This window comes from Oceanospirillum maris DSM 6286, from assembly GCF_000422865.1.
GTDB classification, from domain to species: domain Bacteria; phylum Pseudomonadota; class Gammaproteobacteria; order Pseudomonadales; family Halomonadaceae; genus Oceanospirillum; species Oceanospirillum maris.
Genome location: NZ_KE383937.1, coordinates 54,640 through 73,431 on the forward strand (window position 1 = coordinate 54,640; position 18,792 = coordinate 73,431).

15 protein-coding genes and 8 tRNA genes are annotated in these 18,792 nt (G+C 46.3%); 12 read left to right on the forward strand and 11 right to left on the reverse strand.

The genetic code is table 11. The features are described from left to right. Positions 1–114 precede the first annotated feature (114 nt). The 10 genes from hemN to ccoN form a co-directional block, all read right to left on the reverse strand. On the reverse strand, positions 115–1,509 hold the full coding sequence (gene hemN, locus G517_RS0114785; RefSeq protein ID WP_028305052.1) for an oxygen-independent coproporphyrinogen III oxidase: 1,395 nt from the start codon (positions 1,507–1,509) through the stop codon (positions 115–117). 53 nt (positions 1,510–1,562) lie between these two features. Next, a complete protein-coding gene (locus G517_RS0114790) occupies positions 1,563–2,279 on the reverse strand; it encodes a sulfite exporter TauE/SafE family protein (RefSeq protein WP_245543265.1) in 717 nt (238 codons plus the stop codon). Beyond that, a complete protein-coding gene (gene ccoS / locus G517_RS0114795) occupies positions 2,279–2,569 on the reverse strand; it encodes a cbb3-type cytochrome oxidase assembly protein CcoS (RefSeq protein WP_028305054.1) in 291 nt (96 codons plus the stop codon). Before ccoS ends, G517_RS0114790 begins: the two co-directional genes overlap by 1 nt. Continuing rightward, on the reverse strand, positions 2,566–5,007 hold the full coding sequence (locus G517_RS19420; protein WP_036591772.1) for a heavy metal translocating P-type ATPase: 2,442 nt from the start codon (positions 5,005–5,007) through the stop codon (positions 2,566–2,568). Before G517_RS19420 ends, ccoS begins: the two co-directional genes overlap by 4 nt. Before the next feature lie 15 nt (positions 5,008–5,022). Continuing rightward, positions 5,023–5,532 carry a FixH family protein gene (locus G517_RS0114805; RefSeq protein WP_028305055.1) on the reverse strand — a complete coding sequence of 170 codons (510 nt, stop codon included), beginning with the start codon at positions 5,530–5,532 and terminating at the stop codon, positions 5,023–5,025. Between the two features lie 8 nt (positions 5,533–5,540). After that, entirely contained in the window at positions 5,541–7,007 is a 1,467-nt protein-coding gene (gene ccoG, locus G517_RS0114810; protein WP_084632297.1) for a cytochrome c oxidase accessory protein CcoG, read from the reverse strand. 136 nt (positions 7,008–7,143) lie between these two features. Then, positions 7,144–8,043: a cytochrome-c oxidase, cbb3-type subunit III gene (ccoP, locus tag G517_RS0114815; RefSeq protein WP_036591775.1), complete on the reverse strand. Its 900-nt coding sequence runs from the start codon at positions 8,041–8,043 to the stop codon at positions 7,144–7,146. Then, positions 8,036–8,221: a CcoQ/FixQ family Cbb3-type cytochrome c oxidase assembly chaperone gene (locus G517_RS0114820; RefSeq protein ID WP_028305058.1), complete on the reverse strand. Its 186-nt coding sequence runs from the start codon at positions 8,219–8,221 to the stop codon at positions 8,036–8,038. The genes ccoP and G517_RS0114820 overlap by 8 nt, the downstream gene beginning before the upstream one ends. Positions 8,222–8,226: 5 nt before the next feature. Next, positions 8,227–8,835, reverse strand: a complete 609-nt coding sequence (gene ccoO / locus G517_RS0114825) for a cytochrome-c oxidase, cbb3-type subunit II (protein ID WP_028305059.1) — start codon at positions 8,833–8,835, stop codon at positions 8,227–8,229. A gap of 23 nt (positions 8,836–8,858) precedes the next feature. After that, entirely contained in the window at positions 8,859–10,277 is a 1,419-nt protein-coding gene (ccoN, locus tag G517_RS0114830) for a cytochrome-c oxidase, cbb3-type subunit I (protein ID WP_028305060.1), read from the reverse strand. Positions 10,278–11,170: 893 nt separating this feature from the next. Between ccoN and G517_RS0114835 the strand changes: the two genes are divergently transcribed. The 8 genes from G517_RS0114835 (at position 11,171) to G517_RS0114870 (ending at position 12,105) form a co-directional block, all read left to right on the forward strand. Then, positions 11,171–11,246: transfer RNA gene (locus G517_RS0114835), tRNA-Val, on the forward strand. A 58-nt stretch (positions 11,247–11,304) separates the two neighbouring features. Then, positions 11,305–11,381, forward strand: a tRNA-Asp gene (locus G517_RS0114840). A gap of 16 nt (positions 11,382–11,397) precedes the next feature. After that, a tRNA-Val gene (locus G517_RS0114845) sits at positions 11,398–11,473 on the forward strand. A gap of 72 nt (positions 11,474–11,545) precedes the next feature. Then, positions 11,546–11,622: transfer RNA gene (locus G517_RS0114850), tRNA-Asp, on the forward strand. Positions 11,623–11,679: 57 nt separating this feature from the next. Beyond that, a tRNA-Val gene (locus G517_RS0114855) sits at positions 11,680–11,755 on the forward strand. Positions 11,756–11,792: 37 nt separating this feature from the next. Then, positions 11,793–11,869, forward strand: a tRNA-Asp gene (locus G517_RS0114860). Between the two features lie 35 nt (positions 11,870–11,904). Continuing rightward, a tRNA-Val gene (locus G517_RS0114865) sits at positions 11,905–11,980 on the forward strand. Positions 11,981–12,028: 48 nt separating this feature from the next. After that, a tRNA-Asp gene (locus tag G517_RS0114870) sits at positions 12,029–12,105 on the forward strand. 162 nt (positions 12,106–12,267) lie between these two features. Here the strand turns inward: G517_RS0114870 and G517_RS0114875 are convergent. Beyond that, the gene (locus G517_RS0114875; protein WP_028305061.1) at positions 12,268–13,332 is read right to left on the reverse strand and encodes an AraC family transcriptional regulator; all 1,065 of its coding nucleotides are present in this window, start codon (positions 13,330–13,332) and stop codon (positions 12,268–12,270) included. A 135-nt stretch (positions 13,333–13,467) separates the two neighbouring features. Here G517_RS0114875 and G517_RS0114880 point away from each other — a divergent pair, with 135 nt between their 5' ends. The 4 genes from G517_RS0114880 to G517_RS19425 all read left to right on the forward strand — a co-directional run bounded on the left by G517_RS0114880 (position 13,468) and on the right by G517_RS19425 (position 18,686). Further along, positions 13,468–15,513 carry an NADPH-dependent 2,4-dienoyl-CoA reductase gene (locus G517_RS0114880; RefSeq protein ID WP_028305062.1) on the forward strand — a complete coding sequence of 682 codons (2,046 nt, stop codon included), beginning with the start codon at positions 13,468–13,470 and terminating at the stop codon, positions 15,511–15,513. Positions 15,514–15,752: 239 nt separating this feature from the next. Then, the gene (locus G517_RS0114885; protein WP_028305063.1) at positions 15,753–16,205 is read left to right on the forward strand and encodes a YaiI/YqxD family protein; all 453 of its coding nucleotides are present in this window, start codon (positions 15,753–15,755) and stop codon (positions 16,203–16,205) included. Positions 16,206–16,221: 16 nt separating this feature from the next. Further along, entirely contained in the window at positions 16,222–17,202 is a 981-nt protein-coding gene (locus tag G517_RS0114890; RefSeq protein WP_051206457.1) for a 1-aminocyclopropane-1-carboxylate deaminase/D-cysteine desulfhydrase, read from the forward strand. 122 nt (positions 17,203–17,324) lie between these two features. Then, the gene (locus G517_RS19425) at positions 17,325–18,686 is read left to right on the forward strand and encodes a Dyp-type peroxidase (RefSeq protein ID WP_084632301.1); all 1,362 of its coding nucleotides are present in this window, start codon (positions 17,325–17,327) and stop codon (positions 18,684–18,686) included. Positions 18,687–18,792 lie beyond the last annotated feature (106 nt).

Consider the following 18,792-nt stretch of genomic DNA (forward strand, 5'->3'; position numbering starts at 1 on the left):
TATGAACATTTTGCTCAATGACGCAAAGTTTTTTTGATGCAAATCAGGTTTAACGAAAAGGTCGACAATAAAAAAGGCAGGATGTTTTTATATTCCTGCCCTAGGTCAGCCTGATTAGATAATACGAGAATAGGATTGTGTTAGTGCTTTCTTATCAAGATATTTGTCAAAAGCCATACATACCGCACGTACTAAAAGACGGCCAGCAGGGGTTACTTTTAGTTTGTTACCGGTTAACTCGATAAGTCCGTCACGATGATGTTGCTGGAGAAACGCTAGCTCATCTTTAAAATAGGTGTCGAAATCAATATTAAAGTTGCGACTAAAGTCATCACCGTTTAGCTCAAAATGGCAGATAATTTGATTGATAACACTGCGACGCAGAAGGTCGTCGTCACTGAGTTCTAAGCCCTTAATGACGGATAATTGACCTTGATCTATCGACTGCTCATAAGCCTCAATCGTATAGGCATTTTGGCTGTAAGTATTTGCAAGCTGACTGATAGAAGAAACGCCCATTGCGATAAGATCGCAATCAGAATGCGTGGTGTAGCCTTGAAAGTTACGGTGTAGCTTGCCTTCGGTTTGAGCGATGGACAATGTATCGTCAGGCTTGGCAAAGTGGTCCATGCCAATATAAACATAGCCTGCCTTAACTAAGCGATTGATTGTGTGTTCAAGAATCTCAAGCTTAACCTCAGGCGTTGGTATTTCATCGGTATTAATGCGGCGCTGGGGTTTGAAGCGTTCGGGTAGATGGGCATAGTTGAAAACCGAAATTCGGTCTGGACTCATCGTAATAATGGTTTCTAAAGTTTCACTAAAGGTTGCAACGGTTTGCAGTGGCAGGCCGTAAATAAGGTCGATATTTAAGGAGCGAAAACCAAGATGCCGGGAATGATCGAGAATTTCCTGGGTCAACTCTTCTGACTGGATACGGTTCACTGCTTTTTGCACGGCAGGGTTAAAATCTTGTACTCCAAGGCTGACACGGTTAAAGCCTAGCTCGCGCAGTAGCGCCATGGTTTCAACGGTTGCTTCTCGTGGATCAATTTCAATGGAGAAATCACCCTCGTCATCACCTTGTAGCTTAAAGGCTTCGCGTGTTTTTGCCATGAGTTCACGCATTTGATCATGGCTTAAAAATGTCGGTGTGCCGCCACCCCAATGCAGTTGTTTTACTTGGCGGTGTTCGGCATTGCTCAGGGCTGCCTGCATTTCAATTTCTTTATAAACACGCTCAAGATAAGGTTGTGCTTTAGCCGTATCTTTTGTCGCTATTTTATTACAACCGCAGTAAAAGCAGATGGTGTCGCAAAACGGAATATGAAAATACAGAGACAAAGGGCCATCGGTCTCAACACTTCGCTGAGCAGCGGCACGATACTCATTTTCACCAAACTGATCCGTAAACTGAACCGCTGTAGGGTATGAGGTGTAGCGAGGGCCGGAGATATTGTAGCGCTGGATTAGGTCGTGGTCCCACTCGATTTTTGTCTGTGTACTCATGATAAAACCTTTTCGGCGATGCCAGTTTGCAGTGTATAAAAATTAATCCGTGATTATTCTACGCTCATGCTAGAACCAAAAAGCGGGACAAGCTGCCAAAGAGCAAAAGCAATGATCGTTATAGCGGCGACGGAGCGTACACTAGAAGACTGGCTTAATGCTTTGACTTGGCTCGCTAAAACACCAGTCAGTAGCATAGCAGGCAATGTTCCTAAGCCAAAAAAGAGCATAATGGCTGCGCCTTGTAAAGGATGGGCGACCGACAAAGCCCAAATCAGCACGCTATAGACCAGTCCACAGGGTAGCCATCCCCAGATAATCCCCAGCATTAGTGCTTGAGAGCTATTTCGAACAGGCATTAAGCGAGAGGCAAAGGGTTGCAAGTAGCGCCATAGATAACGACCTGCGTTTTCGATATAGACCAAACCTTTCCACCAGTTTGCGATATAAAACGCCATTAATATTAGAATAAAGCTGGCGACAACCCGCATAATATCGGCAATGACGAGCAATTTATCGCTCAGTAATGAGCCTACTGATGCGACGATTAACCCTGCCACGGTATAGCTAAAGATACGGCCTGTGTTATAGGACAGTAAAGGACCTATATTCGAGTGATTACCATGCCCCGCTAAAGATAACGTGCTCATTATTCCACCGCACATACCTAAGCAATGGGCGCTACCCATTAAACCAAAGACAAAAGCGGCCAGTAGTGTAGCAGGGCTGAAATCAGCCCCCATTAGGTTGAATAATATATTGTGCTCCATTAGACGTTTTTTGTTTCCTGTGATTCGCTGGATTCTAAAGCGTCTGACTGAGTAGCTGAAGGTGAAGCACTGGGTATAGGCGAAGAGTCTAAGGCCGTTGTCTGATCGGATTTAATATCGGATTTAGACGCAGTGTTATTATGAGGCTTAACGTCATCATCATAAAGAATACTGTAGGCTGGGCCGCTTAAATCATCAAATTGATCGCTATCTACTGCCCAAAAGAACGCCCAAATCGCAATGCCTAATAAGATGAGCGATAGAGGGATTAGTAAAAATAAAATACTCATACGTGAGTTTCCTCAGGGTTCTCATTGGATTTTAGCGACGGCAATTTTGTATTTAATCGCAGGGCATTAAGTACCACAATGAGAGAGCTTGTGGACATTCCTATTGCGGCTAAATAGGGAGGAATTAAACCTGCAGCCGCAAGAGGAAGAGCTGTTAAATTGTAAGCTAATGCCCATGCTAGGTTTTGACGAATAATCTGTCGGGTTTTTCGCGTCAAAGATATGCCATCAGCAATACGTTCTAGCTGCCCTGACATCAGAATAGCATCTGCACTGGTTTTGGCTAAATCGGTTGCGTTACCCATGGCAATAGAGATATCAGCCCCTGCAAGCACGGGGATATCATTAACACCATCACCCACCATAATGATACGTTCACCTTGGCTTTGTAACTGACGAATATAACTCAGTTTATCTTCTGGAGAAGCACCGGAGCGAATATTACGAATGCCAGTGGTTTGAGCTACTGCGTGAACGGCTCCAGATTGATCCCCAGATAAAAGATCGACTTCTAAGCCTAGGTTTTGTAATGCAAAAATAGCATGTTGAGCACCACTTCTGATGCGATCTCCAATGGAAAACCATGCTAAAGGTTGTTTGTTTTTGCTTAATAGCAGCCATTGTCCTTGGTTGTCGGGTAGCTCAGGTTTATGGTCACTGTCTACAGCAAAAGATGGCGTACCAATACGGTACTCATCCCCAAGAATTATTCCTAGGAGGCCCTGCCCAGGGGTCGATATGACATCTTCTGCTAAATAGAAACCTCGATAGTCATCAAAAGCTCTGGCGATAGGGTGCTCAGAGGTACGCTCAAGAGCGGCCGCCAGTTTAAGGGCATCCTCCTCTGAGTCATCGTTTGAGACTAATCGTGTCTCGGTCAGAATTAACCGGCCTTCCGTTAACGTACCTGTCTTATCGAAAACAATCCTAGTGGCTTGGGCAAGTGTTTCTATTACGTGCCCTCGGGTGACCAACAAGCCTTGTTCTCTTAGGGCATTGGTCGAGGTGGTTAGGGCTGTTGGTGTTGCCAGCGATAATGCACAGGGACAGGTAACAACCAGTACCGATAGCACGACCCAAAAGGCGTCTGCTGGACTTTGTTGCCACCAGAAAAAACCAACACCACAGGTTGATATTAGAACCGCTAAGACAAACCAGTGTGCCACTTGATTCGTGATTTCGGCCGTTTTGGGCCGCTCAGAAAAGGCACGATCAAGCAGGTGGACAATATTGGCAACGCGAGCGTTTTGCCCCGTTTTTTCGACACGAATTTTTAATGGGCTTTCAACATTCATGGTACCTGCGAGTACGTTGTCGCCGATTGTTTTTGATACGGGCATGTACTCGCCGGTTAAAGCTGATTCATTAAGACTGCTTTGACCCTCAAGAATCACACCATCTGCAGGAAGTGTATGGCCGGGTTTAATAAGAAGCGTATCACCCTCCTGCAGCTCACGGGTTAATACAACCTCTTCATGATTGCCGTTAATACGGGTTGTACTTGTGGGAATCAGGGTGTTTAACGCATTGCCACTTCGGCCTATTCTATGGCGGGCACGCATCTCAAGGTAGCGGCCAAACAGAAGGAAAAAGGTAAACATGCTAACGGAATCAAAATAGACATCGCCACTGTTGGTGATCGTTGCCCAAGCACTGGCGGCAAATGCCACGCCAATTGCTAAAGAGACCGGGACATCCATTGTAAAATGACGGGCGCGTATATCTCGGAATGCCGCTTTAAAGAAAGGTTGCGCCGAATAGAGAATAACCGGAGTTGAAACAAGTAAAGAGAGCCAGCGGAAAAGCATAACGTATTGCTCTTCCATCTCTTCAAAGGCACCCGCATACAGCATGACGGCAAACATCATAGCTTGCATCATACCAAGTCCGGCAATAATTAAGCGTCGAATGGTTTTCTTTTCTTGCTTAACAAGGCGCTCTTGTTGCTTATCTGCTTGGTAGGGATAAGCTTGAAAACCAATGGCTGCAAACATCGCCATCAACTGACTTAGTTTGATCTGATCAGAATGCCAGCGAAGTGTAGCCCTGTGATTGCTAAGATTAACGCGAATTAACTCAACCCCACTGCTTTGATTAACTTGATGCTCAATCAACCAAACGCAGGCTGCACAGGTAATACCATCAATGGCAAGGGAGGCTTCTTTTATATCGCCGTCGGTATCTCGCACAAAGCTCTCTTGCACATCCTCTCTATCATAGAGTGCAAAAGCGGCTTGTTGCTCATCGGTTAGATCATCGGCGCGTGTTGCGGGGCTGTCACGAAAACGATAGTAGTCTTCAAGGCCACCATTAACAATGGCATGAGCCACAGCTTCACAGCCCAAGCAGCACATAGGCTGCTTTTCATTTTCGATGACAACAGAAAAGTTGGAGCCGGCAGGAACCGGCTCTCCGCAGTGGTAACAGGATAAGCTCATAATAATCCGCCAGTGCTATTGAGCTGCTTTTAGCTCAATAACTTCTTCAGCAGGGAAATCAGCACTGCCTTTGAGACGCCATAGGTTATCAGGCGCTGAAATGTCCAAATACCAAAGATTTAGTGGGGCTTTTTCCACTTGACCTCGATAATTGTTTCCCGTGACTTGAGTTAAAACCGCGCTGTAATCACGGTTGGCGCGAGTCGGGTTAATAAACTGTAGGGTAAGCTGCTTTGGCCAGCTTTCCAGCTGACCATTTAGAGTAATAAGCACATCCCCTGTTACGCTATCAACCTTCAGCGAGGCTGCCATTCCTAGCTTTTGGGCATAATGATCCCGTTCAAGGGTCTGGTTGATAGCCAGACCTTCTTTGTAATAATTGTCGTTTACTGTGCCGTCAAAAACCTGAATGGAAAATGACAGCATCGTAATGCCAACAATAACGGTAACAATCAATGGCGCTAAAAGAAACCAAGGCCAAAACTGTTTGTACCATGCGTGAGTAGTACTGTTTGTATTTTGCATTTGTTCTCTTACCGTCGAACGGCTCCGATAAATCGAGACTCTTTAGTTAGCTCATAACCTGAGCCATCTGTTGATTGTACTTTCACTTGAATATCAACACTTGGATCGGACATTAGCTCTCGGCGAATCTTCATTCGCAGAGGTAGATTGATAACTTCACCAGCGCTTACTGTGACTTCTTTCTTGCCAACCAGTTCCAAGCCCTCAATACCTGTGACTGATAGTTTATAGCTGCGAGTCTGCTGATCCATATTCGCCAGCTTGATAATGAAGCTATTTTCAACATTACCTTGACCATCCATTCGGTAGAGCTGGTTTCGATCTCGTAGTATTTCCAGTTCCAGTGGAATACGGTCATTAATGGCAACTCCAATCGCAATGATCATAGCCATTAATACGACAAAGTAGCCAATGAGGCGTGGGCGAAGAATATGGCTCTTTTTGCCTTCTAATTCATTTTCGGTGGTATAACGAACGAGGCCGCGCTCATAACCCATTTTGTCCATCATCTCGTTACAGCCATCAATACAGGCGGCACAGGTGATGCACTCGTACTGCAAACCATCCCGAATATCAATGCCAACAGGACAGACTTGCACACAGACACCGCAGTCAATACAGTCGCCTAAGCCATTTTCTTTATAATCTGTTGAGCCTTTTTTACGTGGGCCACGTTTTTCACCACGACTTTCGTCATAGGAAACAACAAGTGTGTCACGGTCAAACATAACACTTTGGAAGCGCGCATACGGGCACATGTAGATACAGACTTGTTCACGCATCCAGCCAGCATTGATGTAGGTTGCAGCGGTGAAGAACAGTAACCACCACATCTCCCAAGGACCTAGATCCCAAGCAAGAATGCGTGGGCCTAAATCTCGAACGGGTGAGAAATAACCAACAAAGGCAAATGCTGTTGCACAGGCAAAAAATAACCAGAGAAGATGCTTCGCACTTTTGCGCAGAAATTTCTCTTTGGTCATGGGGGCTTTATCTAATGACATACGCTTGTTGCGCGGCCCTTCGGTAATGCCTTCTGCCCAGATAAACAGGAACGTCCAGACGCTTTGGGGACAGGCGTAGCCACACCAGACCCTACCGGCAAACACGGTGATAAAAAATAGACCAAAAGCGCAAACGATTAGAACCCATGACAACAACATAAAGTCATGGGGAAAGAAAGTAGCGCCAAAAATATTAAACTGACGGCTTGGCAGGTCGAAGAAAATGGCTTGTTTGCCACCCCACTGCAACCATGAGAAAGAAAAATAGGCGATTAATAGTGCCCAGTTTAGAGTGGTACGAAGCTTAGTGAATACCCCTAAGGCTTTACGTACATAGATATGCTTTCGTTTTTGATAAAGACTATCCCCATTCTCTTTTTTCTCAATTTTTCTTTCGTTTGCAGCTTTAACGGCATGACTCCGTTTTTTTGCTGCATCCGTGATGTCTTGAGCAGGAATTCTATCCTTCATCGCTAAAACCAACCTTGCTTACAAATAGGAAAAGGTTGAACCAAAAAGACGAGGTTCAGGTTGTGTTAATTCTACGGGATTTTCTAAGGGGGGAGGGGGAAAAGGAATGCGACATTATGTCGCATTCCTTTGATGTTTACTTGCCCTGGGATAGGCTGTAAACGTAGGCTGCTACCAAGTGAACTTTATCTTCACCGATATACTTAGCCTGAGCTGGCATGTTGCCGTTACGACCCAAGCGGATCGATTGTTCAACAGACTTAGCGACACCCCATTCAGGGTTCAGATATAACCAGGTGTTATCGGTTAAGTCTGGTGCGCCCAGCATCTGATTGCCTTTGCCATCTGGATTGTGACAGGCTGCACACATTGCTGTGAAGGTTGCGCTACCTGCTTTAGCCGCTGCTGCATCAGTTTCCTGACTGCTAAGGCTTAGCACGTACTGAACCATTTGAGTCACACCTTCGTCACCCAAGATCTCACCCCAAGCAGGCATCTGACCGTTACGGCCATTAATGATGGTGTGCTTGATGGCATCTGGTGATCCGCCATACAACCAATTTGTATCGGTTAGATTCGGAAAACCATAGGCACCACGACCTTCTGAGCCATGACACAGTGCGCAGTTGTTGGCGAACAAGCGTTGGCCAACTTTCATTGCTTCTGTGTCTTGGGCAAGCTCAGCAACAGGAATGCTGCTGTATTGCTCGAAGATTGGGGCGTAGTGTTCAGCGGCATATTGAACTTCTTCTTCCCATTGACCTTCCTGGGACCAGCCCAGAATGCCTTGATAAGTACCTAGACCTGGATACAGAGCTAGATAAACCAAGCTGAAGATAATGGTGCCAATAAATGAGATGAACCACCAGCGTGGCATCGGGTTGTCATACTCTTCGATCCCGTCGAAGCTATGACCCATAGTTTTCACATCACCACTCTTAGGGGTAGAGACACGGTTGGCAAACAGAACCCACCAGCAGCCTGCAATCACACCTAGAGTGATAACAATGATCCATGCGCTCCAAAAGCTAGTCATGGTCTTTATTCTCCAATTTTGATTTGCCTGAGTTATGGCTATCTTCGTCGGCGAAAGGCAGATTAGCCGCTTCATCAAAGCTGGCTTTCTGTCGCTTGCTATAAGCCCAAAAAACAAGACCCATAAACCCAACCATTACCATGATGGCTGAGATGCCGCGCAAGTCAGTGATATCCATAATCCCTACCGTTTATCTTTCAGTACTGTGCCTAGCTGTTGCAGGTATGAGACTACAGCTTCAATCTCTGTTTTACCCTGAACATCAGCTTTGGCGCTTGCGATATCTTCTGCAGTGTAAGGTACACCCAGAGTTTGCAAGGTCTCCAGTTTCTTGGCGGTTAACTTACCATCAAGAGTGTCACTGAAAAGCCAAGGATAAGACGGCATTTTAGACTCAGGTACTACGTCGCGCGGGTTATATAAATGCGCACGGTGCCAGTCATCAGAGTAACGTCCGCCTACGCGAGCTAGGTCAGGCCCAGTACGCTTAGAACCCCATAAAAATGGGTGGTTGTATACTGATTCACCGGCTACCGAGTAGTGACCATAACGCTCAGTCTCTGCGCGGAAAGGACGGATCATTTGAGAGTGACACACATTACAACCTTCACGGATGTAAATATCACGACCTTCAATCTGCAATGCTGTTAATGGCTTTAGGCCTTCAACAGGTTGAGTCGTTTGCTTTTGGAAGAACAAAGGCACGATTTCAGCAAGACCACCAAAACTGATGGCAACTAAAATCAGCACAATCATGAGGCCAACGTTCTTTTCAATATTTTCGTGTTTCATATCTATCGTTCCTTACCTTAGCATCAGGCTGTCTGTGCAACAGGTTTGGCTTCTGTGTTACGTACAGTCATCCATACGTTATATGCCATGATCAGCATACCTGTAACCCAGAATACACCGCCCAACCAGCGAACCAAGAAACCAGGGTGGCTTGCTTCAAGTGCTTCTACGAAGCTGTAAGTCAGGGTACCGTCGGCATTAACTGCACGCCACATTAGACCTTGAAGAATACCGTTCACCCACATAGATGCGATGTAAAGAACTGTACCGATCGTTGCTAACCAGAAGTGAACATTGATCAGGCCTACGCTGTGCATTTGTTCTTTATCGAATAGGCGAGGAATCAAGTGATAGATCGCGCCGATAGAGATCATCGCTACCCAACCTAGAGCACCGGCATGTACATGGCCGATTGTCCAGTCAGTGTAGTGAGAAAGAGCGTTTACCGTTTTGATTGCCATCATCGGGCCTTCGAAGGTAGACATACCGTAGAAGGACAGAGAAACAACCAAGAAGCGAAGAATCGGATCGTTGCGTAGTTTATGCCATGCACCAGACAGCGTCATCATACCGTTGATCATGCCGCCCCAAGAAGGTGCAAGCAGAATCAGTGACATCACCATACCTAGAGACTGAGTCCAGTCAGGTAGAGCGGTGTAATGTAGATGGTGAGGGCCGGCCCACATATACGTACAGATTAGTGCCCAGAAGTGCACGATAGATAGACGGTAGGAGTAAACCGGACGATCTGCTTGCTTAGGAACAAAGTAATACATCATGCCTAAGAAACCAGCCGTCAGGAAGAAACCTACAGCATTGTGACCGTACCACCATTGTGCCATGGCATCGATAGCACCGGAGTATGCGGAGTAAGACTTAGTCAAACTTACCGGCAATGCAGCGCTGTTTACGATGTGCAGGACAGCAACGGTGATAATGAAGGCTGCATAGAACCAGTTCGCCACATAGATGTGGGAGGTTTTACGAATCTTCACGGTCCCTAAGAAGTTGATCGCATAGGCAACCCAGACAACGGCAATCAGAATATCGATTGGCCATTCCAGTTCTGCATATTCTTTAGAGCTTGTTAGCCCTAGAGGCAAAGTAATTGCCGCCAGTACGATCACTAGCTGCCAACCCCAGAAGGTGAAGGAGGCTAGAGCGTCGGAGAACAGACGAACCTGACAGGTACGCTGTACGACATAGTAGGAAGTAGCAAATAACGCACTACCACCAAAGGCGAAAATCACGGCATTGGTGTGCAGTGGGCGAAGACGACCAAAGCTTAACCATGCGGTGTCAAAGTTCAGTGACGGCCACACCAATTGAGCAGCGATTAGGACACCGACGGACATACCGACGATACCCCAAACGACTGTCATGATGGCGAACTGCCGGACCACCTTGTAATTGTAGGTCGGTTGTTCAGTTGCTGTGCTCATGTCAGGTTCCCATTAACAGCGAGTTTAAGTGAAGGAATCCAGCCGAAGTCTCTAGAACTACGGCTTTTTTGGCAATGACGCATATCAAGGTATGCGCGACAATCCGCCACACCGTACCATGGGCTTAAGATCGCTTTGCAATTACCAAGAGTTTTTAGAGTCATGCTCGATATCAACGTTTCCTCTAACGAATCTATCAAGTGGCAGGGATTTTAACAGCAAATAGCTATGGATGGGATAGTCGAAAGTTGTAAAAACCTAATGCTGATAGGGGTTTGTTGATCTAAGTCTGAATATCCCTTGCCGCTATCCATCAAGAAATATGGGGGAATTAATTTCTTTGGTTTGTAGGATTTTTAGTGACCAGTATGCTTCTAGGTCTTGTGGGCTGCGACGAAGAGGTTTTTTTGAGGGCTAAGTGCTTGGTTTTCTAAGTAGGTTTTTTAGTAGGCGTCGCCTAGGAATAATCCACAAGTGAACGTCGGTGAAAAGAGCTGTTTTTTTATCGATATTATCTGTTTATTTGCTCTTCTCGACAGACGGCAATGACTGCATTTGCTATCGCCTATAAGGTAAGGCTGGCCAATTGATTAGCAATGATTATTGTTAATGGCGTTTTTGTGGCTATCAATCGTTCGGTTCTAGTGCGTTTTATAATATGCTGTTCATTATCGTATTTGCGTTGCTCTCTTTAATACTGCGGTGGATAAAGAGAGAGGCGAATGGAGGTGTGGTTTAATTCTGATTGCTTGGGTGCGGGCATCGTGTCACTATTACGCTCGCAAGTTGACTGGGGATAAGTTTGCTAACTTACTGAAAAGTAATTTAAATTATTTTCAAAAAGTGTTTGACAGAAAAAATAAATCCCTTATAATTTGCGCCACAAATTGAGCGGGTGGTTAGCTCAGCCGGGAGAGCACCAGCCTTACAAGCTGGGGGTCACAGGTTCGATCCCTGTACCACCCACCATTTTTGCTTTTGACGAAGCATGAATAGAATTCAATTTGTTGTAATAATGATGATATGCGGACCGGTAGTTCAGTTGGTTAGAATACCGGCCTGTCACGCCGGGGGTCGCGGGTTCGAGTCCCGTCCGGTCCGCCAATTTCGTCATAGCGTCGGGTGGTTAGCTCAGCCGGGAGAGCACCAGCCTTACAAGCTGGGGGTCACAGGTTCGATCCCTGTACCACCCACCATTTTCTAATTTGTTAGATACGTTTTCTAATTTATTGGATAGTTGGTTCAACGCAGATACAAACTATATATGCGGACCGGTAGTTCAGTTGGTTAGAATACCGGCCTGTCACGCCGGGGGTCGCGGGTTCGAGTCCCGTCCGGTCCGCCACTTAGTTTGTTTCAATGTTGGTACGTTATTGTTATCTATATCGTAAGATATGCCCGTGGGTGGTTAGCTCAGCCGGGAGAGCACCAGCCTTACAAGCTGGGGGTCACAGGTTCGATCCCTGTACCACCCACCACTTCTGCTTTTGTTGAAGTGAACGTCAGATTTTATGCGGACCGGTAGTTCAGTTGGTTAGAATACCGGCCTGTCACGCCGGGGGTCGCGGGTTCGAGTCCCGTCCGGTCCGCCATTTCGTCTGACTTGGTTGTTTTTAGATATTCCCGTGGGTGGTTAGCTCAGCCGGGAGAGCACCAGCCTTACAAGCTGGGGGTCACAGGTTCGATCCCTGTACCACCCACCATTTAGTTGCTGATTTTTTAGTGACTAAAGATGATTTGCAAGTTTATGCGGACCGGTAGTTCAGTTGGTTAGAATACCGGCCTGTCACGCCGGGGGTCGCGGGTTCGAGTCCCGTCCGGTCCGCCATTTGCTTGCTAGTTAATATGTCTTTACATATTAATTTTATAGATCCCTTTTCCTCTTTCTATCTTACTTTTCCGTTTCTACTATCTCCAGTATTATAAGTTTTACCTAGTTTCTATCATCTCTGGATTATGATCTCTCGCTTTTTTACGTTCCCTCACCTATCTATTTTTCTTCTTTTACTGTGCTTACCTTACCTTGCTGTGTTCTAAAGGCTCCTGCAGGAATATCGTGCCAGCGCTTAAAGGCCCGTTGAAAAGCCGGTGATGAAGAAAAACCTAATAGATAGCTGATTTCGCCAATACTTAGTTGAGTATCTCGTATATAGCGTGTGGCGAGATCTTTGCGAGTGCTATCTAAAATATATTGAAAGTGGGTATTTTCTGCCTCTAATTGTCGATTTAATGTCCACGGCTGTAAGTTGAAGTGATGGGCAATCTGCTTTAACGTCGGTGTTTGGCCCGCTAGATTCATGGCTATAATTTCACCAACCTGCTCTGCTAAGCTTCTACCTTGTAAAATTTGCTGTAATTGCTGCTCGCACAATAAACTTAATTGGCGATAGGTGATGGGGTTGTACTGCAAACAAGGCTGTTGGCTTAAATGCTTAGGGAGCCAAAGTCTATTTCCGTCAGCACTGAAATGAACCGGTAGCTTCCAGCGTTGATAGCTTGTGGCGTAATTAGCCGCATAGTTTGGGCGATTAAATTCAATATCAATACTCGCACCAGCTTTGGCAAGCTCAGATAACGTTAACCCAGACCACTCCTGCAATAGGCTTAACCAGCCACCAAGCACTGCATCCACAACAAAATAATTAAAACGGTTGTAGGGGCTAATTGAATAGAAGCAAAACCCCGTTCGTTCACCCTGATGTGTTATATGGCTGTGCCCCCGGCTATTGCTGCTGTAAAGTCGCTCGTAACGAATGGCCGTTGTTAGCGCATCTCCCAGTGTTGGAGCCATTGTTGCGGTTAACCCCATTAATCCGAAATGATGACTACAGGTCTGTTCCCCCATTAATAGGCCAATATCATGACGACCTGTTAAAGAGATGGCTTGTTCTCCAAGGCGCATATAGCGGGGGATGCTGATTCGTCGCTCAGGATGGCTTTGTAGAAGGTCGCCTAGGCCAAATCGTTCAAACAGCCCAAGAGCATTTTTACCTTGGTTGTCGATGACTTGAAATAAGTTTTGCAGGATGTTGACGTTAATATCACCGAGTTTCATGGTTTAAATAATTATTTGTCTTTTAAAGTTACTGATTTGTTTTATAAAGATATCACTTTTTAAGGTCTATGGTTTAAAGTTTCTGGTCACTAACAATAAGAATGCTACCTGAATGATTGACCGAGGATTTAGCTGATGGCAACTGAAAACCAGAATGGGCATCAAGCCTATCCAACCCTACTGCAGCCATTAGATCTGGGCTTTGTCACCTTGCCCAATCGTGTTCTGATGGGATCTATGCATACCAATTTAGAAGAAAGCCCGAATGGTTTTCAGCGCTTAGCTGCTTTTTATGCGGAGCGTGCTCAGAACGGTGTTGCTTTGATTGTTACCGGCGGTATCGCACCCAATAAAGAAGGTGCTGTATTTGAAGGTTCTGCCAAGATGTCCACACCGGAAGAGGCGGAGCAACACAAAGTCATGACAGATGCGGTGCATCAGGCTGGTGGCCGGATCTGTATGCAGATTTTGCACTCAGGCCGTTATGCCTACTCTCAACGTTCTGTTGCGCCATCTGCGATTCAGGCTCCGATCAATCCGTTTCCGCCCCATGAGTTAACAGGGGATGAGGTTGAAAAGCAGATTGCAGATTACGTCAACTGTGCTGCCCTAGCAAAACAAGCCGGTTATGATGGCGTAGAAATTATGGGTTCAGAAGGCTATCTGATTAATCAGTTTATTGCAGCTCGAACCAATAAGCGTACCGATAAGTGGGGCGGAAGCTTTGATAATCGCACCCGTTTTGCCACTGAAATTGTGCACCAAGTTCGGGAAAAAGTGGGTGCTGAGTTTATTATCATTTTCCGCCTGTCGATGCTGGATCTTGTTGAAGGCGGTAGTGATTGGGAGGAGGTTGTTGAGCTAGGCAAGCGGATTGAGTTAGCAGGTGCCACGTTGATCAATACCGGTATTGGATGGCATGAGGCGCGAGTGCCCACTATCGCTACCAGCGTACCACGGGCAGCTTTTACCCGTGTGACTCAAAAGATGAAGCAGGAACTATCGATTCCATTGATCACGACCAATCGTATCAATACGCCAGAGGTTGCGGAGCAGGTGCTGGCTGATGGCCATGCGGATATGGTTTCAATGGCGCGCCCCTTCCTAGCAGATCCGGCGTTTGTCAGCAAGGCTGCAGAAAATCGCGCTGATGAGATCAATACCTGTATCGGTTGTAACCAGGCCTGTCTGGATCACACTTTCCAGATGAAACTGACCTCTTGTCTGGTCAACCCCCGTGCCTGCCATGAAACAGAAGTTGTCGTGGAGCCCGCTCAGCAAGTTAAAACCGTTGCTGTTGTCGGTGCCGGTCCTGCCGGTTTGTCAGCGGCCACTACGGCGGCAGAGCGCGGCCATAGTGTGACTCTGTTCGATTCAAAAGCCGAAATTGGCGGTCAATTTAATTACGCCAAACAGATACCGGGTAAAGAAGAGTTTTTTGAAACCCTGCGCTACTTTAAGCGTCGTATCGATGTTACAGGCGTCGAGCTAAAACTGAATACCCGAGTTGCAGCGGATGATTTAAAAGATTTTGATGAGGTGATTTTAGCCACAGGGATTACTCCAAGAACGCCAGATATTGAAGGTATTAACCATCCTAAAGTGATGACCTATATTGAAGCGATCACTGGAGCGAAGCCTGTCGGCCAAAAAGTAGCGGTGATGGGTGCTGGTGGTATCGGTTTTGATGTGTCTGAGTTAATGACGCAAAAAGGCCCGTCGGCTAGTCTGGATATCGATGAATTTATGCGTGAGTGGGGTGTGGATCTTACGGTTCAGCATCGAGCAGGAATTGAAGGGGTTGAAGCCCATAACCCTGAGCCTGCCCGTGAGGTCTGGTTGATGCAGCGTAAAGCCAGCAAGCTAGGTAAAGGTCTGGGTAAAACCACCGGCTGGATTCATCGAGCTGCTTTACAGAAGCGCCATGTTCATATGCTGTCAGGCTGCGAATACCTAAAAATTGATGATGCCGGTTTGCATCTAACCATCAACGGTGAGCAAGATATTCTGCCCGTGGATAATATTATTATCTGTGCAGGCCAAACGCCCTGTCGTGAATTAGAAGAGGGTTTAAAAGCTTTAGGTCAGCAGCCTCATTTGATCGGTGGTGCTGATGTTGCCGCTGAACTGGATGCTAAGCGAGCTATTGATCAAGGTTTGCGTTTAGCGGTGACTTTATAGCCGACTCACTCAAAGGGTATTTATTAGATTTAGTTTATTAGATTGAAAGGGTGAATTAGGTTTAAAAAAGAGTAATGGGGGAGCTTTGGCTCCCCTTTTTTTTGGCTGCTGTTTTATAATGCACGGCTCGTGAAGAAGTGCTATCGATTCAAGCAAGAAACGCTACCGATTAAAACAAGAAGCACTATCGATTAGAACAAGAAGCACTATCGACTAACACATACCTAAAAGGCCATATTATGCAGATCTGGGTTGATGCGGATGCCTGTCCCAAAGTGATTAAAGATATTTTATTTCGTGCCTCGCAGCGCCTAGAGCTTCCTATGATTCTGGTCGCTAATCAGCCGCTATCCGTGCCGCCAAATTGTAAGATTCGTGCGGTACAGGTACCGCCAGGTTTTGATGTGGCTGATAATTATATCGTGCAAAATCTAAGCGCCGGTGATCTAGTGATTACAGCTGATATTCCTTTGGCGGCAGAGGTGATTGATGAAGGCGGCCATGCACTTAACCCCCGTGGAGAGCTGTACACCAAAAATAATATCCGTGAGCGTCTTATGATGCGAGACTTTATGTCGGATTTACGCAGTAGTGGTGTGCAAACGGGAGGTCCTGCAACGCTGAATCAACGGGATCGACAGGAGTTCGGTAATGCATTGGATAAATTCTTAGCTAAGCACCATAGCGCTTAGGGGGATGATCCTACAGATGGATGCGTTTCAATACTGGATGGATCAACTTAAGCCTGCACCACTGCAAACGGTTGATCACCCTTTGCTAGTAGAAAAAGCCATCGAGCTAAAAATCTTGCGTACCGATCTGGTGCATCCCATTATCTCCGGCAATAAAAGCTATAAGCTGAAATACAACTTGAAAGCGGCCTTAAATCAGGCCGCTGCCGGAGTCCTCTCCTTTGGTGGCGCTTGGTCTAACCATCTTCATGCGCTGGCTTACTCCTGTTATCTGTTGCAACGGCCTTGTGTGGCGGTTATTCGTGGTGAGCCAGAACTTATTGCCAAAAGTGCCATGCTGCAGGATATTCAAAACTGGGGGACAACGCTGCATTTCGTTACCCGCAAAGATTATCGGCTGCGGGATGAATCTGAGTGGTTGGCGCAGCTTGCTGTTCAATACCCTAATTATTATTGTGTACCGGAAGGGGGCAGTAGCGCCTTAGCCCAGCCCGGTGTGATAACCCTTGCCCAGCAACTGGAGCAAGCCTGTAGTGAACAGCACTGGCAACCGAATCAAGTTTGGTGTGCTGTGGGTACGGGAGGCACTTTGGCGGGGCTTATTACAGGTCGAACCGGTAATTATCAGATAATCGGTGTTCCTGTATTGAAGGGGGCTGAATTCTTGTATCGGGTTATTAAGGAGCGGTTGTCTGCGGATCAGAAAAAAAGCACAAGGCTAGAAAACCGCTGGCAGTTACAGCTAGAGGGGCATTTTGGTGGTTATGGTAAAGTTTCACCGTGGCTGCTTGATAACATTGAAGAGCTACAAAACCAGCTTTTTTGCTCCTGTCCTGACAACGCGCTTCTGCTTGATCCTGTTTATACGGGTAAGCTGTTTAGTCACTTTTGGCAAAAGTTAGAGGCCGGAGATATTACGCCAAATAGCCGCGTTATCTTAGTTCATTCTGGTGGGCTGCAAGGGCGGCGGGGTTACGGTTTAGATATGGCACGCTGAATGCTCTATCTGAAATAACAACGCTGGGAAGAAATTAATGCGCTGATCACGTTCGATGCAGCGAGTGCCGTGAACTAATGGCATAATAACCGTTGGTTCAATCACAGGAGAAGGGCTGTTTTATGCAGGATCATATATTGAAGAACGTTCAATCGGGTATTTTGGCAGAATCGAATCAGTACGGTTATTACATTACTTACACGCTAAATTCTGATGATGATCTTTTGCCTTTAGTGCGAGATATGATTGCGCGTTTTCCTGCGATGATTGATGAATGCGCCCGTGTGTTTGAAGTACCGACGTTAAATGGCGTGGTAGCTATTGGCGCTAACGGCTGGGATCGACTCTATCCCGAACGCCGCCCCGCAGCTCTAAAATCTTTCCCTGAAATGAAGCAAGGCTTGCGAGCTGCTCCCGAAACGCCCTGTGATCTATATTTCCAAATTCGTTCTGACCGTCACGATATTAACTTTGTGGTTGCCCGTCGCATCGATGGCATGTTGGGTGAAATTGCCACTTTGCAAGAAGCGATACCGACTTTTCGTTATTTAGACTCCCGTGATTTAACCGGATTTGTTGATGGCACCGAAAACCCTACAGGCGAACATCGTGCAAAAGTGGCGCTTGTTGGCCATGAAGATGATGCTTTTTCTGGTGGTAGTTATGTGCATATTCAACGTTATATCCATAATTTGCCGGTATGGAATAGCGTACCTGTGAAAGACCAGGAACAAGTATTTGGTCGTACCAAATCGGATAACATTGAATTTGAGGGTGATGAAAAACCGCTAACATCCCATATCAAACGTGCGGGTATTAAAGATGAAGAAGGGGATGCCGTTGAGATTTTACGCCAGAGCATGCCCTACGGCACATTAAGTGAGCAAGGGTTGTATTTTGTGTCTTATAGCCGCTTCGCTGATAATTTCACTCGTATGCTAGCCAGTATGATCTATAGCGATGTCCACGGGCATTTCGATCATATGTTGAAGTACACCGAGGCGGTGACGGGAGCGGCTCTTTTTGCGCCTTCCCGTGAATTCTTAGCTAAATATGTAGGGGCTGCGGCAGAAGCTGAGCAGTTGAAAAGAGAGAGAATCGCCGCTAATACTGAGCGGCTAGCAGAAGCAGAGGCTGAGTTAAACTCTACACGTTCAGAGCTGCAATATACGCCGCTAAGTGACGCGATTGTCAAGCCTGATGCACTGAATCCGGTTGACCCTGAGCTTCTTAAGGAGCCAGAGGCTAAAGATAGAGGTGCAGACGCGGAGTCAAACCCAACACCAGAAGTTAAGACTGTACAGCCGACCAATACTGGAGGCCGCCGGTACTCCGCCAGTTTTTATCAAGCTATGCTGGAAGATGACGAAGAAGAGAAACAACAGCAACAACAGGTTAAAGGCGAAAGTAAGAATTTGAAAGAGAAGCCGGGCCTGCCGTGGACCTTAACCGAAGAAGGCAAAAAAGGTCGACAAGACGATTAACCGTTTTTTGAAAGAAAAGAAACGTGTCTTGATTGAAGCTTATGTTGATCGAATGCTGTGTTGATTAAATATCATGTTGATTGAAACCTGTTCTGGTTTTAATTCA

What these genes read in the sequence shown, in the direction of transcription:
- hemN (WP_028305052.1), bottom strand. Translation starts at nt 1,509, where the DNA reads ATGAGTACACAGACAAAAATCGAGTGGGACCACGACCTAATCCAGCGC.
- G517_RS0114790 (WP_245543265.1), bottom strand. Translation starts at nt 2,279, where the DNA reads ATGGAGCACAATATATTATTCAACCTAATGGGGGCTGATTTCAGCCCT.
- ccoS (WP_028305054.1), bottom strand. Translation starts at nt 2,569, where the DNA reads ATGAGTATTTTATTTTTACTAATCCCTCTATCGCTCATCTTATTAGGC.
- G517_RS19420 (WP_036591772.1), bottom strand. Translation starts at nt 5,007, where the DNA reads ATGAGCTTATCCTGTTACCACTGCGGAGAGCCGGTTCCTGCCGGCTCC.
- G517_RS0114805 (WP_028305055.1), bottom strand. Translation starts at nt 5,532, where the DNA reads ATGCAAAATACAAACAGTACTACTCACGCATGGTACAAACAGTTTTGG.
- ccoG (WP_084632297.1), bottom strand. Translation starts at nt 7,007, where the DNA reads ATGAAGGATAGAATTCCTGCTCAAGACATCACGGATGCAGCAAAAAAA.
- ccoP (WP_036591775.1), bottom strand. Translation starts at nt 8,043, where the DNA reads ATGACTAGCTTTTGGAGCGCATGGATCATTGTTATCACTCTAGGTGTG.
- G517_RS0114820 (WP_028305058.1), bottom strand. Translation starts at nt 8,221, where the DNA reads ATGGATATCACTGACTTGCGCGGCATCTCAGCCATCATGGTAATGGTT.
- ccoO (WP_028305059.1), bottom strand. Translation starts at nt 8,835, where the DNA reads ATGAAACACGAAAATATTGAAAAGAACGTTGGCCTCATGATTGTGCTG.
- ccoN (WP_028305060.1), bottom strand. Translation starts at nt 10,277, where the DNA reads ATGAGCACAGCAACTGAACAACCGACCTACAATTACAAGGTGGTCCGG.
- G517_RS0114875 (WP_028305061.1), bottom strand. Translation starts at nt 13,332, where the DNA reads ATGAAACTCGGTGATATTAACGTCAACATCCTGCAAAACTTATTTCAA.
- G517_RS0114880 (WP_028305062.1), top strand. Translation starts at nt 13,468, where the DNA reads ATGGCAACTGAAAACCAGAATGGGCATCAAGCCTATCCAACCCTACTG.
- G517_RS0114885 (WP_028305063.1), top strand. Translation starts at nt 15,753, where the DNA reads ATGCAGATCTGGGTTGATGCGGATGCCTGTCCCAAAGTGATTAAAGAT.
- G517_RS0114890 (WP_051206457.1), top strand. Translation starts at nt 16,222, where the DNA reads ATGGATGCGTTTCAATACTGGATGGATCAACTTAAGCCTGCACCACTG.
- G517_RS19425 (WP_084632301.1), top strand. Translation starts at nt 17,325, where the DNA reads ATGCAGGATCATATATTGAAGAACGTTCAATCGGGTATTTTGGCAGAA.